We start from the raw sequence: 15362 nt of genomic DNA on the forward strand, positions 1-15362 counted from the left end.
GGTGCCGATACGGATGGAGGCGGTGGAGGTGCTCACGCTGGGTCGTCCTTATGCTGTCAGGGAAACCGGCTGGCCGGTGCGGGCGCTCTTAATGGCGCCGAACACCATCGCGAGACTGTGAATATTGTCGTGGCCGACCGTTTCGGGCCCCTCGCCCGTTTCGATCGCGCGCAGGAAGTCGATCAGCACGCTGGCGTGTCCGTGCGTCTTCGTCTCGTCCTCGGCCGGCGGAACCTCGACCGGCTGCGCGCCGCGCAGAAGTCCCGTCTCGCTGCCGGCAATCGAGGCCTCGAAGCGATCGGCACCGTCCCATGTCAGCATCCCCTTGGAGCCGACCAGGCGCCAGGCGCTCTCCCAGCTCGTCCGCTCGCCTTCCGCGCACCAGGAGCCGCGATAGGTGAAGACAGCGCCGCCCGAGAGCGTGAAGATGGCACTGGCCGCCGCGCCATGGGCGTACCAAGAGCCTTCCGGATTGGTCTCGACGCAATAGACCGTTTCAGGAACCCTGCCCGAGACGAAGCGTGCGGCGTCGAAGGTGTGGATCGCCATGTCGAGCAACAGCACATTGTCCATCTGCTCGCGGAAGCCGCCGAAATGCGGGGCCAGGAAGAAATCGCAATGAAGGCCGGTCAGCGTGCCGATGGCACCGCTTTCGACAAAGCGGCGCATGCGCCGGACGCCATCGATATAGCGGCGGTTCTGGACGACCGCATGGATGCGCCCGGCTTTCTCCGCAAGCGCCAGCAGCGCGCGGGCCTCTTCGAGCGAAGCCGCCATCGGCTTTTCGCTGAGCACATGGCAGCCGCGCGACAGCGCCAGCGAGACGACGGCCCGGCGCGCGGCCGGCACCACGATGTCGAAGACGAGCTCGGCGCCGGTACGCTCGATCATCTCACCGAGATCCGTACCGATTGCCGCCTGGGTCAGGCCGAACTCCTCGGCGCGGGCGCGGGCAGCGGATGCATCGAGATCGACGAGGCCGACGATCTCGACCCGGCCCTTCAGCTCCGGCTTCTCCAGCAGCGCATTAAGCCAGCCTCTGGCCATAGCTCCGCACCCGCATAAAACGGCTCGATATGCCACGAATGAATCCTCCTCAACGGGGCAAAAGCTCCTCAACCCGGCCCCGTAAACGTTTACGATCCTATTTACAGATGGTCGGACATGTCAATAGTTTAAGAGCGAATTGAGCAGGCACGGAAAACATGAGCGTCGTGAAGGGCATAAGGCAGCTGGCCGAGCATCTGGACATTTCGATCGGCACGGTGTCGCGCGCGCTGAACGGCAAGAAGGATGTCAACGAGGAAACACGGCGCCGGGTGCTCGATGCGGCCGAGCAGCTCGGCTATGTCGCCAACCAGTCGGGCCGGGCGCTGCGCAAGGGCTCGACCGGCGTCATCGGCTTCATGATGCAGACCGGCCACGAGATCACCGGCCATGGCGACACCTTTTTCATGAGCGTCTTCGACGGGGTGCAGACGGTCTTCGCCCGCCACGGCCTCGACCTCGTCGCCCTGCTCTGCTCCTCCGATGAGGACCCGGACGCCTATCTCAAGCGCGTCGTTGCGCGCGGCTTTGCCGACGGCATGATGCTGTCCGCGACACGGCGGATCGATCAGCGCTTCGAACTTCTCGACCGGCGCAAGATCCCCTTCGTCACGCTCGGCCGCAGCCAGACGGATGTCGGCCAGCCCTGGATCGATCTCGATTTTGAGGGCATGGCGGAAATCAGCATGCGTCGCCTGGTGGAACGCGGTCATCGGCGCATCGCCCTGCTCAGGCCGGTGGATGACCTCAATCTCGGCCACGTCTTTCTGGACACATGCCGGAAGACACTTGCGGATTGCGGCCTTACGCTTCCCGACGAGCTGGTCATCAGGGCCTTGCCGAGCGAAGCAGGTGGCTATCGCGCGGCGCAGATCATCGCAGCAATGGCTGAGCGGCCGAGCGCCGTCGTGGTCCTCAACGATGGCACGGTCACCGGCCTCTATCACGGCCTCGACGCTGCCGGCCTGACCGTCGGCACAGATATTGCGGTGATCGGCCTGCACAATCCGCAGGCGCGCTATCTCTCGCCGCGTCTCACCTGCTTCGAAGTGTCGTTGCGCGATCTCGGCATCGCGCTCGCCGAAACGCTGCTCTCGACGATGCCGGCCTACGCCCTTCACTATCCGGATGCCGCACGCCGGCGTCTCTGGCCGATGACGCTGGTCGAAGGGGAGAGCGGCTGATCCTTGTGCTTTCTTCTAGCCTGTATGTGTCAAGTAGCGAGGGCTGATAACGCAGATTCAGTGAATCTTAAGACCGTTCGTGAACGGAAAGGCATCCATTATCCGTCAGTATAAGCTTACAAATAAAAGCTGATGGAGTGAATGATGGTACACCGGATCCAGCTGCTGCGATGGGTCATGGCTCTTGCTGAAGAGCGCGGTGGCAACTTTGCGATGATGGGCGCGCTCCTCATGCCGATGCTGATCGGTGCTGCGGGGGTCGGCCTTGATGTAACCCGCCTCGTTCTCGCCAAGACCGAACTGCAGGACGCCGTGGATGTCGCGGCCCTGGCGGCCTCGTCCGGCCTGGCGAACGAGGTGATGACGCCGGACCAGGCCAAAGCCGCAGCGCGCAACCATCTGACCATCTCCATGGCCAATGCCAAGCGATCCGGCATGACGATCGATGAAGCCAAGGATGCCGACGACGTTGCGAAGGCAGCGCAGATCACGATCGATACGAGTTCGAACGGTGTCGGCTCGGGCAAGAAATACACGATCACCGTGGCGGCTTCGTTCCGCCAGAGGACGACGCCGCTTTCGAAGATGCTCGGTCTCGGCGATGTGACGATCACGGCGAGCAGCCAGTCGCTGGGTTCGACGGCAACGGAGAGCGCACTCTCGATGTTCCTTGTGCTCGACCGTTCCGGCTCGATGGGCGACAGCGCCAAGAAGAATAGTCTGACGAAGATGCAGGTCTTGAAACAGGCGGTCGCAGCCTTGCTGACGCAGCTGACCGAAGCGGATCCCAGCAATACCTATGTGCGCACCGGAGCCGTTGCCTATGAAGGGTCGATGAAAGACCCAAGCCCCATCACCTGGGACGAGACGACGACGCTCGCCTATGTCAACGCGCTCCCGGCATCCGGCAGCACCGACTCGAGCAAGGCGATGTCCAAGGCCTACACGTCGCTGACCGACGGGACGGAGGATCAGGTTCACAGGGACAAGAGCGGCCTGGTGCCGAAAAAGTTCATCGTGTTCATGACCGACGGCGACAACACGACGAAGGCGGCCGATGACAATACGAAGAAGACCTGCGACACGGCGAAGGCGGAAAAGGTCGTCGTCTACACCGTCGCCTTCCTGGCCCCGTCAAAGGGCAAGAACCTGCTGAAATATTGCGCCACCTCGGATGCTCACTTCTTCGCGGCCGAAGATGCGGACTCGCTCGTGCGCGCCTTCGCCTCCATCGGACGCGACGCATCGCAACTGGCCGTGCGGTTGACCAAGTAAGCGGAGCGTGCGCCGGTCTTCGTCCCTGCTCGACCAGAAGAAAATTCGCTGCAGGGGACGCCAGCTCAGACCGCGTAGGCCCGTGCGTCTCGGCATACCTGGCCTGGCATGCGCTGGCCGTCCTGGTCGAGTTCGCCGAAGACTGAGCCGATCCCGATCAGGACCGGTTGGTCATAGCCGATTGCCTGCATTGCGTCGGGCAGGTTCCTCAAGGGGCCGGACCAGCGGCGTTCCTGGGGGCGGCTGACGGAGGAGAGGATGGCGACGGGGGTTTCGGGGGACATGCCGTTGTCTCTCAGGCGCTGTTCGATCCGCTGCGCCATGCGCCCGCCCATGTAGAAGATGGAGGTCTGGTTCGGCCCGGCGAGCGAGGCCCAGTCGACGGTTCCCGGGACGTCGCCATCCTTGGAGTGACCGGTCACGAAGCGGACCTGCTGGGCGTGATGCCGGTTGGTGAGCGAGGTCTTCAGCGAGGCTGCCATCGCTGATGCGGCCGTGATCCCCGGCACGACTGCAACGGCGATCCCTTCGCTCTCCAGCCGGGCGATCTCCTCCCCTGCCCGGCCGAAGATCATCGGATCCCCGGATTTGAGCCGCACCACACGTTTCCCAGCCTTGGCGAAGCGCACCATCATGTCGTTGATGTCCTCCTGGCGGCAACTTTCGCGTCCGCCCCTCTTGCCGACAAGGAAGCGCTTGGCCTCGCGCCGGGCCAGTTCGAGAACTTCGGACGACACGAGATCGTCGAAGAGAATGACATCGGCGGCCTGCAGCGCCCGCATGGCCTTCAGCGTCAGAAGCTCGGGGTCGCCCGGCCCCGCGCCGACCAGCGTCACCGAGCCGACCCGTGGTGCGGACGCGATCTCCTGTGCCGTGTTCAGCAACGCCGTCGCCGTCTCCCCTGCCGGCGGCGCGTTCGTTGCGAAGCTGCGGTCGACGAAGCGCTCCCAGAACACCCGTCTGGCAGGCCCCTGCGGAAGGCGCTGATTGACCGCGTCTCTCAGCGTCTGCGCGAGGCTCGCCCAGTGCTTCAAGGCAGGCGGCAGCAAGGTCTCGATCCGCTGGCGGATCGCCTGGGCCAGGATCGGCGCCGCGCCGCTGGTCGAGATCGACACGATGACCGGCGAACGGTTGACGATGGAACCGAACTGGAACTGGCAGAAGGCCGGCTTGTCGATCACATTGACGGGCACGCCGGCCGCGCGCGCGGCACAGAAGAAGGCCTGCGCTTCGTCATCCGTCTCGCAGTCGGCCAGCGCCAGCGACGCGCCGGGGAAAATGCCGCAATGCCAGGGATGGACATGGTGGCGGAGCTGCGGGTGCCCGCCGAGCGCTGCCAAGGCATCGCTCATCGATCCGGCTTCGCAATAGAGATCGACCTCGGCGCCGCAGGCCAGCAGCAGCTCCGCCTTCCAGGCGGCCGCGTCCGATCCGCCTGCGAGCACAACCCGCTTGCCCGAAAGGTCCAGGAAGACCGGGAGCTTTGCCAGCGCGGCGATGCGGTGGTGGTCGTCACTCTGCTGCAAGGGGCTGCGTGGCATCGAGGATCCTCCTGATTTCGGGACGGCAGGAGCCGCAATTCGTTCCGGCACTCACCGCGACGCCAATAGCCTCGACCGAGCGACAGCCGCTCTGCACGGCGCGATCGATCTCGTTCGCGCCGACGGAAAAGCACGCGCAGACGATCGCGCCCTTGTCCGGCATGCCTTGAGCCGGCCGGCTCGCCAGAAGGCGGGACCGGGCACCGCGCTCCCGATGAGAAGCCCTGAGCTGCTCGACAGCCCACTGGCGCGACACCTGCACCGGTTGCGATGAGACGAACAACGCGGCGAGAAGGCTCTCGCCCTCGAAGGCCAGCAGACGATGATCGCCGGCCCGGCGATCGACGTAGCTCAAAAGTTCGTGGTGGCCCTCGAGCGCCAGATTGTGCCTCATCCACCGCTCCCAGCCGCGTTGCGGGGCATCGCCGGCGAGCTCGACACGGTAGCCGCCGTCGGTCCGGGCGATGGCCCAATAGGCAAAGGGGAGCGCGCGCGGCCGCCGGGCCGTCACCAGGAAGCCATGCATCTCGGCCTTGTAACGGGAGAGCGAAGCGCACGCGCTTTTCAAGGCCGGCTGGCCGGAGAGCGGATCGGTGCAGGCGGAGACCAGCCGATCGACCCGCGCGCTCGGCGCCGTTTCTCCGGTCCAATGCATGGGGACGAAGAGCGATCCCCGTTTCTGTCGATCGGTCAGCAAAGCCCGAACGAGGATCGACCTGCCATTCACGCCTTCGACCCGCACCAGATCGGCGTCGCCGATCTCCAGACGGCCCGCATCCGCCGGATGAATTTCGCAAAAGGGTTCGGCGATGTGCGCAGACAGCCGTGCGCTCCGGCCCGTGCGCGTCATCGTGTGCCAGTGGTCGCGGATGCGGCCGGTGTTCAGCACGAAGGGGTAGCGCTCGCTGCCGATATCCGGCCGCGGTGATGCGACGGGGACGAGCCGCGCCCGCCCGTCTGCGGTGAAAAACCGGCCGTCCGCGAAGAAGCGCGACCGGGTCGATCCATCGGCAAGAAGCGGCCATTGGAACGGGGCGAGCGCATCATAAGCGGCGGCATCGATCGCGGCATGGCCGCCGATGTCGAAGTCACGCGCGCCATCATTCTCGAAGGCGGACAGGGCGGCATGTTCCGCATAGATCCGGGCGGGGCCGGCATAGTTGAATTGGGCGGTGAACCCCATGCGCTTACCGACTTCGGCAAGCTGCCACCAGTCGGGTCTCGCTTCTCCCGGGGGCGGGAGAAACGGTCTCTGCCGGGAGATGCGCCGCTCGGAATTGGTGACGGTGCCGGATTTCTCGCCCCAGCCCGTGGCGGGAAGGAGCACATGGGCAAGTCGGGTCGTATCCGTTTCCAACTGGATATCCGAGACCACCACGAAGGGGCAGAGCTCGAGCGCAGCCTTGACGGCGTCTGCGTCCGGCATCGAGACCACCGGATTGGTCGACATGATCCAGATCGCCTTGATCCGTCCGTCCGCCACGGCCTCGAACATCTCGACGGCCTTCAATCCGGGGCGGTCCGCCATGACGGGCGCGTTCCAGAACCGCTGCACGCGGTCTCTGTGCACGGGGTTCTCGATGTCCATATGGGCGGCGAGCATATTGGCAAGACCGCCGACCTCGCGCCCGCCCATGGCGTTTGGCTGCCCGGTCAGCGAAAAGGGCCCCATGCCGGGCCGGCCGATCCGGCCGGTCGCCAGGTGGCAGTTAAGAATGGCGTTGACCTTGTCGGTGCCGGACGCCGACTGGTTGACGCCCTGGCTGTAGCAGGTGACGACCTTCTCCGTTTCGGCGAAGAGGCGGAAGAAGGCGCGCAGCATCATGCCGGACAGGCCTGTCGCCTCGCAGAGCGCCTCGACATCGAGCCGCGCGGCTGCCGTCAGCGTCTCCTCGAAACCGGACGTATGGTCCCGGACGAACGGTCCGTTGACCTGTCCGCTGTCGACGAGATGCTGAAAAAGCCCGTTGAACAGGGCCACGTCGCCATCGGCGCGGACAGCGAGATGCAGATCGGCAAGATCGCAGGTGGCAGTGCGTCGCGGATCGATCACGACGATCGTCATGTCCGGGCGAGCCGCCTTGGCTGCGGCAAGGCGCTGGTAGAGGACCGGGTGGCACCAGGCCATGTTGGACCCGGTCAGCACCACCAGATCGGCCAGCTCCAGGTCCTCGTAGCAACCCGGCACGGTGTCCGCACCGAAGGCTCGCCTGTGTCCGGCGACGGACGAGGCCATGCAGAGCCTGGAATTGGTATCGATATTGGCCGAGCCGATGAAGCCCTTCATCAGTTTGTTGGCGACATAATAGTCTTCGGTCAGCAACTGTCCGGACAGATAGAAGGCGACCGAGCCAGCGCCATGGTCGGCAATCGTCTCGCCGAAGCGTCGTGCGACGAGCGTCAGCGCCTCGTCCCAGCTCGTGCGGGCGCCATGGACCTGCGGGAAGAGCACACGACCGTCGAGGCCGAGCGTGTCGGCCAGCGCCGAGCCCTTGGAGCAAAGCCGGCCGAAATTGGCGGGATGATCGGGATCCCCCTTGATGCGGATCGCGCCATCGTCCTCGAAGCGGGCGATGACGCCGCAGCCGACACCGCAATAGGGGCAGGTGGTGCGGGTTTCAGTGGACACGGGCATCGCTCCGCAAGGCTGACCGGAGCCCCTGCATGCGAATGCGCCTTCCCGCGAGGATGTGCCGTTCAGGCGCCACCCTCGGCTCGACTCTCCCGCCCTTCGCTGGATCGCGTCCAGGCGGGATGTTCTCAGGCACGGCGGCGAACGGGAAAGGAGGGATCGCCATCGCGCTCATTCCGCCGCAACCAGGGCTGTCGTCTCCAGCGCGATCGACAGATGTCCATTGAGGTTCCGCAAGGGGATCGTCTTCACCTCGCCTTCGTCGGCCCCCAAGGCCTTTCCGTCTTCCAGCGAGATGACGACATTGTGCAGGGGGCAGGTCACGGCCTTGCCGTGGACGATGCCCTGGCTCAGCGGACCGCCCTTGTGCGGGCATCGGTCCTCGATGGCGAAGACCTCATCGGCTGCCGTGCGGAACACGGCGATCCTGCCGGCGGGTGTGCGGATGCAGCGCGCGCCGCGCAGCGGTATGTCGTCGAGATGGCCGATCGCGATCCAGGTCGTGGTCATGATCCTACTCCGCTGCCTGAGGGAAACCGAGCGTCGCCAGGGGCTTGAACTCGTGCTTGTCCTTGCCCGACACACGCTCCGACCACGGGTCGACCTGGGCAAACTTTTGCGAAAAGACAAAGCGCTCGAAATAGGCCCGGCGCTTTGCGGCATCCTCCATGATCTGCCGGCGAATCTCGTCATGGCCGATGCGCTTGGCCCATTTGTAGATGCGCTCGAGATAGCGGGCTTGCTCGCGATACATCTGTGTCAGCGCCACGATATGCTCCAGCGCCTCGTCCTCGGTCTTCACCAGCCCCAGAACATCGGTTCCCTTGATGTCGAGCCCGGCAGCGCCGGCGAAATGGATCTCGAAGCCGGAGTCGACGCAGATGACGCCGATATCCTTGCAGGTGGCCTCCGCGCAGTTGCGGGGACAGCCGGACACGGCGAGCTTGAGCTTGGCCGGCGTCCAGGAGCCCCACATGAATTTCTCGATGCGGATTCCAAGCCCGGTCGAATCCTGCGTGCCGAAGCGGCACCAGTCCGATCCGACACAGGTCTTCACCGTCCGCAGCCCCTTGGCATAGGCCTGGCCGGAGATGAAACCGGCCTTGCCGAGATCGGCCCAGACGGCGGGCAGGTCTTCCTTCTCGATGCCGAGCAGGTCGATGCGCTGGCCGCCCGTGACCTTGACCATCGGGATCTCGAATTTGTCCACTACATCGGCAATGGCGCGGAGCTCGGCGGAATTGGTGACACCCCCCCACATGCGCGGCACGACCGAATAGGTGCCGTCCTTCTGGATATTGGCGTGCACGCGCTCATTGATGAAGCGCGACTGGTAGTCGTCGGCATAGTCGCCCGGCCAATCGCAGACGAGATAGTAGTTGAGCGCCGGTCGGCATTTGGCACAGCCGCAGGAGGTCTTCCATTCCAGCTCCTGCATGACGGCAGGAATGGTCTTCAGCCCCTTGGCCTTGATCAGTCGACGCACGTCGTCATGGCTGAGATCCGTGCAGGTGCACATGGGCGTGACAGCGGCCGGATGATAGGCGTCGCCCAGCGTCAGCGACATCAGTTGCTCGACCAAGCCGGTACAGCTGCCGCAGGAGGCGGACGCCTTGGTATGGGCGCGCACGCCGTCCAGCGTCGTAAGGCCATGAGAAGTGATCGCACTGGTGATCTTGCCCTTGCATACGCCGTTGCAGCCGCAGATTTCCGCATCATCCGACAAGGCTGCAACGGCCGCCATAGGGTCCAGCGGCGCACCGCCCTGGAACGACTGGCCGAAGATCAGCGTCTCCCGCATGGCGGAAATATCGGTGCCCTTCTTCTTCAGTTCGTTAAACCAGGCGCCGTCGGAGGTTTCGCCGTAGAGGACCGTGCCGATGATGCGGTTGTCCTTCAGGACGACCCGTTTGTAGATGCCGGCAGCCGCGTCCCGCAGCACGATCTCCTCGCGGTCGTCGCCATCGGCGAAATCGCCGAGCGAATAGAGATTGATCCCCGTCACCTTCAGCTTGGTCGGCGTATCGGAGTGGACGAAGGACGGCGACGTGTCGCCGGCGAGATGCGCGGCAGCGATGCGGGCCATCTCGTAGAGAGGCGCGACAAGGCCGTAGACCATGCCGCCGACTTCGGCGCATTCGCCGATCGCCATAATGGCGCCATCCGAGGTCTGCATTCCGGCATCCACGACGATGCCGCGATTGACCGCCAGGCCGGCCTCCTTTGCCAGACCCGTATTTGGCCTGATCCCGACCGCCATGACGACCAGCGTGGCAGGGATGATTGCGCCGGTATCGAGCTCGATGCCCTCGACGCGATCGGTTCCGAGAATGCGGCGTGTGTTGGCCTTGGTGATGACCTTGATGCCGCGCTCCTCCACCGCCCTTTGCAGCAGGTAGCCGGCAGCGGGATCGAGCTGGCGTTCCATCAGCGTCGGCATGACATGGAGCACGGTCACATCCATCCCGCGCTGCGCAAGGCCGGCCGCCGCCTCCAACCCGAGAAGACCGCCGCCGATGACAATCGCCTTTTCGCGCGATTGCGCAGCCAGTAGCATGGCGTCGACATCGTCGAGATCGCGATAGGTGATGACGCCCGGCAGGTCCGCGCCGGGCACGGGGATCATGAAGGGCACGGAGCCGGTGGCGATCACCAGCCGGTCGTAGCGTTCCGTCACGCCGTGATCGGAGGTGACGGTGCGCGCCGCACGGTCGATGGCAACGATCCGATGGCCCTTGTAGAGCGTCACGTTGTTCTGGACGTACCAGCCATCGCCATGGATGATGATGTCCTCGAAGGTCTTCTCACCCGAGAGAACCGGCGAGAGCATGATGCGGTCATAATTGACGCGCGGCTCGGCGTTGAAGATCGTGACGTCGTACTGGCCGGGGGCCTGTTCGAACAGGTGTTCCAGCATGCGGCCAGGCGCCATGCCGTTGCCGATGATGACGAGTTTGCGGGCCATGGCTCTTACTCCGCAGCTTCGACGAAGCGATGGCGTTCGTAGAGGAAACGCAGCACGGCTTCGCGGGATTTGAGGTAGGTGCGGTCGGCGGCAAGCGCGATCCGGTCCCGCGGGCGCGGGATGGGGATGTCGAGGACTTCTCCGATGCGGGCGGCGGGCCCGTTGGTCATCATGACGATCCGGTCCGAAAGCAGCACGGCTTCGTCCACGTCATGGGTGATCATGATGATCGTGTTGCCGAGCCGGGTATGAATGTCCATCACGGCATCCTGGAGATGGGCGCGGGTCAGCGCGTCGAGGGCGCCGAAGGGCTCGTCGAGAAGCAGGATCTTCGGTTCCATAGAGAGAGCGCGGGCAATGCCGACACGCTGCTTCATGCCGCCGGAGATCTCCGCGGGCCGCTTGTCCTTGGCATGGGCCATCTGCACGAGATCGAGGTTGCGCATCACCCAATCGTGCTTTTCGCTCCTGGATTTGCGGCCGGCAAAGACCTTGGAGACGGCCAGGTTGACGTTCTCGTAAACCGTCAGCCACGGCAGCAGGGAGTGGTTCTGAAAGACCACCGCCCGATCCGGCCCCGGCGCGTTGACCTCCTGGTTTTCGAGCAGGATGGCGCCGGACGACACCTCGGTCAGTCCCGCGATCAGGTTCAGGAGCGTGGACTTGCCGCAGCCGGAATGACCGATGATCGACACGAACTCGCCTCTGCCGATGGTGAGCGTCACGTCCTTCAAGACATCGGTCCGTGTGCCGGAGCGCTCGAAGCTTTTGCCGATATGGTCGAGTTTGAGATAGGCATTCATGATCGCTCTCCTCAGCTCTTGGCTGTGCCGCGTGTGATGACGGCGCCGAGAAGGGCGACGAGCTTGTCGAGGACGAAGCCGGTCACGCCGATATAGGCGAGCGCCACGATGATGTCGGAGAGACGCGAGGAGTTCCAGGCATCCCAGATGAAGAACCCGATGCCGACGCCTCCGGTCAGCATCTCGGCCGCGACGATCGCGAGCCAGGACAGGCCGATGCCGATGCGAAGCCCGGTGAAGATGTAGGGGGCGGCGGCCGGCACCATGATGCGAACGAAGAACTCCAGCGGGTTCAGCCTCAGCACGCGGGCGATGTTGCGATAGTCGTCCGGAATGTTGCGGACGCCGACGGCGGTGTTGATGATGACCGGCCAGATGGACGTGATGAAGATGACGAAGACGGCCGAAGGGTTGGAGTTCTGGAAGGCGGCCAGAGACAGCGGCAGCCAGGCGAGCGGCGGCACCGTGCGGAGAATCTGGAAGATCGGGTCCAGCCCGCGCATCGCCCAGACCGACTGGCCGACGATGGCGCCGAGGAGAACGCCGACGACGGCAGCCAGGCCGAAGCCCATCGCCACCCGCTCGAGCGACACTAGGACGCGCCAGGCGAGGCCGATATCCTGCGAGCCGTAGTCGAAGAAGGGATAGGCGATGAGATCGTAGCTATCGCTCCAGACCTGCGAGGGTGGAGGCAGGCTTGCGCCCGGTTGCGCGCAGGCGGCCTGCCAGATGGCAAGCAGCGCGACGAGCACCGCCACGGGCGGCAGGACGTTGCGACAGACGAGGAGAAGCGGTCGCATCCCATCGAACTTGCGGGCAGGCCGTGGCGTCATCACGACGACGGTGCCTGTCCCAGTGTTCAATGACGCTCTCGCGCGCGTCTCGGCTGTGCGGGCTGGTGCGGTCATGGTCTCATTTCCCTTGGCAGGTGTTGGTCGGTGTGCGCGGGGTTGCGCCTCGCCCGTGGTGAAGCCAGGCGCGGTGCGGTCACGCGCTCGCCTTGATCGTCAGGCTATCGAGGTAAGCCTCAGGGTGTTCCGGGTCGAAGACCTTGCCGTCGAAGAAGGTCTCGGGGCCGCGGGAGGTCGAGGCCGGGATGTCGGTAATGCCGAGATCGGCGGCCGCCGCCCGCCAGATGTCCTCGCGATTGACCTTGTCCACCAGCCCCTTGATGTCCGTATCCGGCGCGAACTTGCCCCAGCGGATGTTCTCGGTCAGAAACCAGCGATCATGGCTCTTGAAGGGATAGGAGGCGTGGTCCTTCCAGAACTTCATTTCCAGCCCGGACCCTTCGACGACGCGTCCGTTGCCGTAGTTGATCGTGCCCTTCAGCCGCCCTGCGACGTCCTTCGGCGGCACGTTGAACCACTGGCGCTTGCCGAGGATGACCGACATTTCTTCCTTGTTGTCCATGCTGTCGGCCCAGATCTGAGCCTCCATCACGGCCATCATCAGCGCCTTCGCGGCGTTCGGGTTCGTCTCGATCCAATCGCTGCGCAGTCCGAGCGCCTTTTCCGGATGGCCTTTCCAAAGCTCGCCAGTGGTGCAGGCGGTGAAGCCGATGCCCTGGTTCACGAGCTGCTCGTTCCATGGCTCGCCGACGCAGAAGGCGTCCATGTTGCCGACCTTCATGTTGGCCACCATCTGCGGCGGCGGCACGACGATGGTCGAGACGTCCTTGTCCGGATGAATGCCGCCGGCTGCGAGCCAGTAGCGGATCCAGAGATCGTGCGTGCCGCCAGGGAAGGTCATCGCGACCTTGATTTCCCCGCCGGCCGCCTTCTTGGCGGCGAAGGCGTCCTTCAGCTTCGATGCGTCACGCTGAACCCCCGTGCCGGCATAGTCCTTGGCAACCGAGATGCCCTGGCTGTCGAGGTTGAGGCGCGCCACGATCGACATCGGCACCGGCACATTGTTCTGCGTCACCTTGCCGGTCGAGATGAGGTAGGGCATGGGGGTGAGGATATGGGCGCCATCGATCCCGTTCGCCGCACCGCCGAGCACCAGATTGTCGCGCGTGGCACCCCAGGAAGCCTGCTTCAAAAGCTCCACATCCGGCAGGCCATGTTTCTCGAACAGTCCCTTCTCCTTGGCGATGATGAGCGGTGCCGCATCGGTCAGCGCGATATAGCCGAGCTTGATGCCTGGCACTTCCGGCCCACGTCCCGCGGCAAAGGCGCCCGAGGGGAAGGCCGCGCGCACAGCGCTGACGACAGCCGCAGCGGCGCTTACCTTGAGGATCTGACGGCGGGAAATGCTCGGTCCTGTGTTCTTCGTCATGGTTCTTGGCCCCTCTGGCGTTCGACGGAGATCCGGAAAAACAAAAAAACGCCGCGTGCTTTCCTGCTGATGCCTGGCGAAAGGGCCGGACAGCGAGGAAGCCTGCGACGTCGGTGTCTGATGGTTATCTGCGCCGGGTGAGGCGCTCATCCGTCCTGCGATCGCCGTTGATCGTGGACGGAAAGAGCGATGCAAGGCCTATGCCAGATGAATGCTAGGCGAAAAACCAGAGGACCGGCTCGTGTTCCGCGGAGTTAGCTGCGCTTATCGCGCGGGCAGAAAGGCCTGTTGCACGATCTGCAGTCGCCTATCGGATGCAAATGCCTGCGCTCTGTGCAGACCGATCAATCAGGTTTCGCCCGCGTCCCCATCCGCGGGCAAGGTGGTGCGGACGGGGAAACCTTCGACATAGGCGTTGAGATCGGCGGGATCGAAGAGCCTGCCGTCTAGGAAGCCATCATAGCCCCCCGGTCCTCGCTCTGACGCAGGATCGGCGAGATCGGCCTCATTGCCAAGTGCTGCGCGGTAAAGGTCGGGCCGGAACGCGCTCCTGGCGCCGGCTTCGCCCTCGCTGCTGAAACCGGTTTGTCCCCAGCGGATCATCTGGCTGTAGATCCAGCTTGCCTGATCGGGACGCGGATCGTTGGCGGCTCCGCGGTGGAAGAGGAAATAGTCGGGGATATGCCGTTTCGTACCCTGCGCATCGAGACTGAACTCGCCGCTGAGCACGCGCCGGATGATTGTCGTCGGTGCGGCAAGGTAGGCGGGCGCGCTCAGGATCTCGGCGAGCTCGGTGTGATGGTCGGGATCGTCGCACCAGCGCGCGGCGCGATCGAGCGCGACGATGAGGCGGGAGACCGTATCGGCATTGGCCGCGGCCCAATCCGGGCGCAGGCCCAGCACCTTCTCCGGCGCCAGCGGCCAGATATCCTGCTTGGCCGCCACGATGCGCCCCGTGCCTCGCTCGGATGCGATCATGTTCCACGGTGCGCCGACGCAGAAGCCATCGATCGCGCCTGCGGCGAGCGCATCCGAGGTCAGGGGCGGCGGAACCACCACCAGCTTCACATCCCGATCCGGGTCGATGCCCCCGGCGGCAAGCCAGTAACGGAACTCGTAATTGTGCGAGGAGAAGGGATAGGTCATGCCGAAGGTCGGCACCGCCTCGCCGCGCGCGCGTCGGTCCGCGAGCAAGGCGGCCAGGGCGTTGGCCGTCGCACGCGCATCGGCGTCATCGGCAAGTCCGGTCAGGGCTTTGATTTGCTCGAAGATCCGGACGGACAGCGTGATCGCATTGCCGCCGCGGCCAAGCGAGAAGGGCGCGATGGTGGGAGAGGGATTGGAGCCCAAGCCCAGCATGGCGGCAACGGGCATCGGCGAGAGCATATGGGCGATGTCGAACTGGCGGAAGGCGAGCCGATCGCGGACATTGGCCCAGGTGACGTCCCGAACCAGATCGAGGCGCAGTCCCTCTCGCTCGGCAAACCCCTGCTCCGCCGCAACGATCAGGATCGAAGCGTCCATCAGCGGGATAAAGCCTGCCCTCAGCGTCTTCTGCTCCCTGCCGGCGCCGCGCACGGGTGCCGGAATGAGCGTGTCGATCGAGCCGGTCGCAATCCTCTCGTTCACCTGCAG

11 protein-coding genes are annotated in these 15362 nt (G+C 64.7%); 2 read left to right on the plus strand and 9 right to left on the minus strand.

The window, feature by feature from the left end:
* Positions 1-48: 48 nt before the first annotated feature.
* Positions 49-1083: a Gfo/Idh/MocA family oxidoreductase gene (locus U8330_RS21220; RefSeq protein WP_323107570.1), complete on the minus strand. Its 1035-nt coding sequence runs from the start codon at positions 1081-1083 to the stop codon at positions 49-51.
* A gap of 131 nt (positions 1084-1214) precedes the next feature.
* Between U8330_RS21220 and U8330_RS21225 the strand changes: the two genes are divergently transcribed.
* Positions 1215-2231, plus strand: a complete 1017-nt coding sequence (locus tag U8330_RS21225) for a LacI family DNA-binding transcriptional regulator (RefSeq protein WP_323107789.1) — start codon at positions 1215-1217, stop codon at positions 2229-2231.
* A gap of 141 nt (positions 2232-2372) precedes the next feature.
* Complete coding sequence (locus tag U8330_RS21230; RefSeq protein WP_323107572.1) at positions 2373-3506, plus strand: VWA domain-containing protein; 1134 nt, start codon at positions 2373-2375, stop codon at positions 3504-3506.
* Positions 3507-3571: 65 nt separating this feature from the next.
* Here the strand turns inward: U8330_RS21230 and cysG are convergent, their stop codons facing one another.
* The 8 genes from cysG to U8330_RS21270 all read right to left on the minus strand — a co-directional run bounded on the left by cysG (position 3572) and on the right by U8330_RS21270 (position 15356).
* On the minus strand, positions 3572-5047 hold the full coding sequence (cysG, locus tag U8330_RS21235) for a siroheme synthase CysG (RefSeq protein ID WP_323107573.1): 1476 nt from the start codon (positions 5045-5047) through the stop codon (positions 3572-3574).
* A complete protein-coding gene (locus U8330_RS21240) occupies positions 5019-7676 on the minus strand; it encodes a molybdopterin-dependent oxidoreductase (protein ID WP_323107574.1) in 2658 nt (885 codons plus the stop codon). The genes cysG and U8330_RS21240 overlap by 29 nt, the downstream gene beginning before the upstream one ends.
* 174 nt (positions 7677-7850) lie before the next feature.
* Positions 7851-8189 (minus strand): nitrite reductase small subunit NirD, encoded by a 339-nt coding sequence (gene nirD / locus U8330_RS21245; RefSeq protein ID WP_323107575.1) that lies wholly within the window; start codon positions 8187-8189, stop codon positions 7851-7853.
* Positions 8190-8193: 4 nt separating this feature from the next.
* Positions 8194-10644, minus strand: a complete 2451-nt coding sequence (nirB, locus tag U8330_RS21250) for a nitrite reductase large subunit NirB (RefSeq protein ID WP_323107576.1) — start codon at positions 10642-10644, stop codon at positions 8194-8196.
* A gap of 5 nt (positions 10645-10649) precedes the next feature.
* Positions 10650-11447, minus strand: coding sequence for an ABC transporter ATP-binding protein (locus tag U8330_RS21255; protein WP_323107577.1), 798 nt, complete (start codon positions 11445-11447; stop codon positions 10650-10652).
* Positions 11448-11458: 11 nt separating this feature from the next.
* A complete protein-coding gene (gene ntrB, locus U8330_RS21260) occupies positions 11459-12355 on the minus strand; it encodes a nitrate ABC transporter permease (RefSeq protein ID WP_323107578.1) in 897 nt (298 codons plus the stop codon).
* 79 nt (positions 12356-12434) lie between these two features.
* Positions 12435-13727: a CmpA/NrtA family ABC transporter substrate-binding protein gene (locus tag U8330_RS21265; protein WP_323107579.1), complete on the minus strand. Its 1293-nt coding sequence runs from the start codon at positions 13725-13727 to the stop codon at positions 12435-12437.
* A gap of 348 nt (positions 13728-14075) precedes the next feature.
* Positions 14076-15356, minus strand: coding sequence for a CmpA/NrtA family ABC transporter substrate-binding protein (locus tag U8330_RS21270; protein WP_416236951.1), 1281 nt, complete (start codon positions 15354-15356; stop codon positions 14076-14078).
* Positions 15357-15362 lie beyond the last annotated feature (6 nt).

The sequence above is a fragment of the Rhizobium sp. CC-YZS058 genome (assembly GCF_034720595.1).
Taxonomy (GTDB): domain Bacteria; phylum Pseudomonadota; class Alphaproteobacteria; order Rhizobiales; family Rhizobiaceae; genus Ferranicluibacter.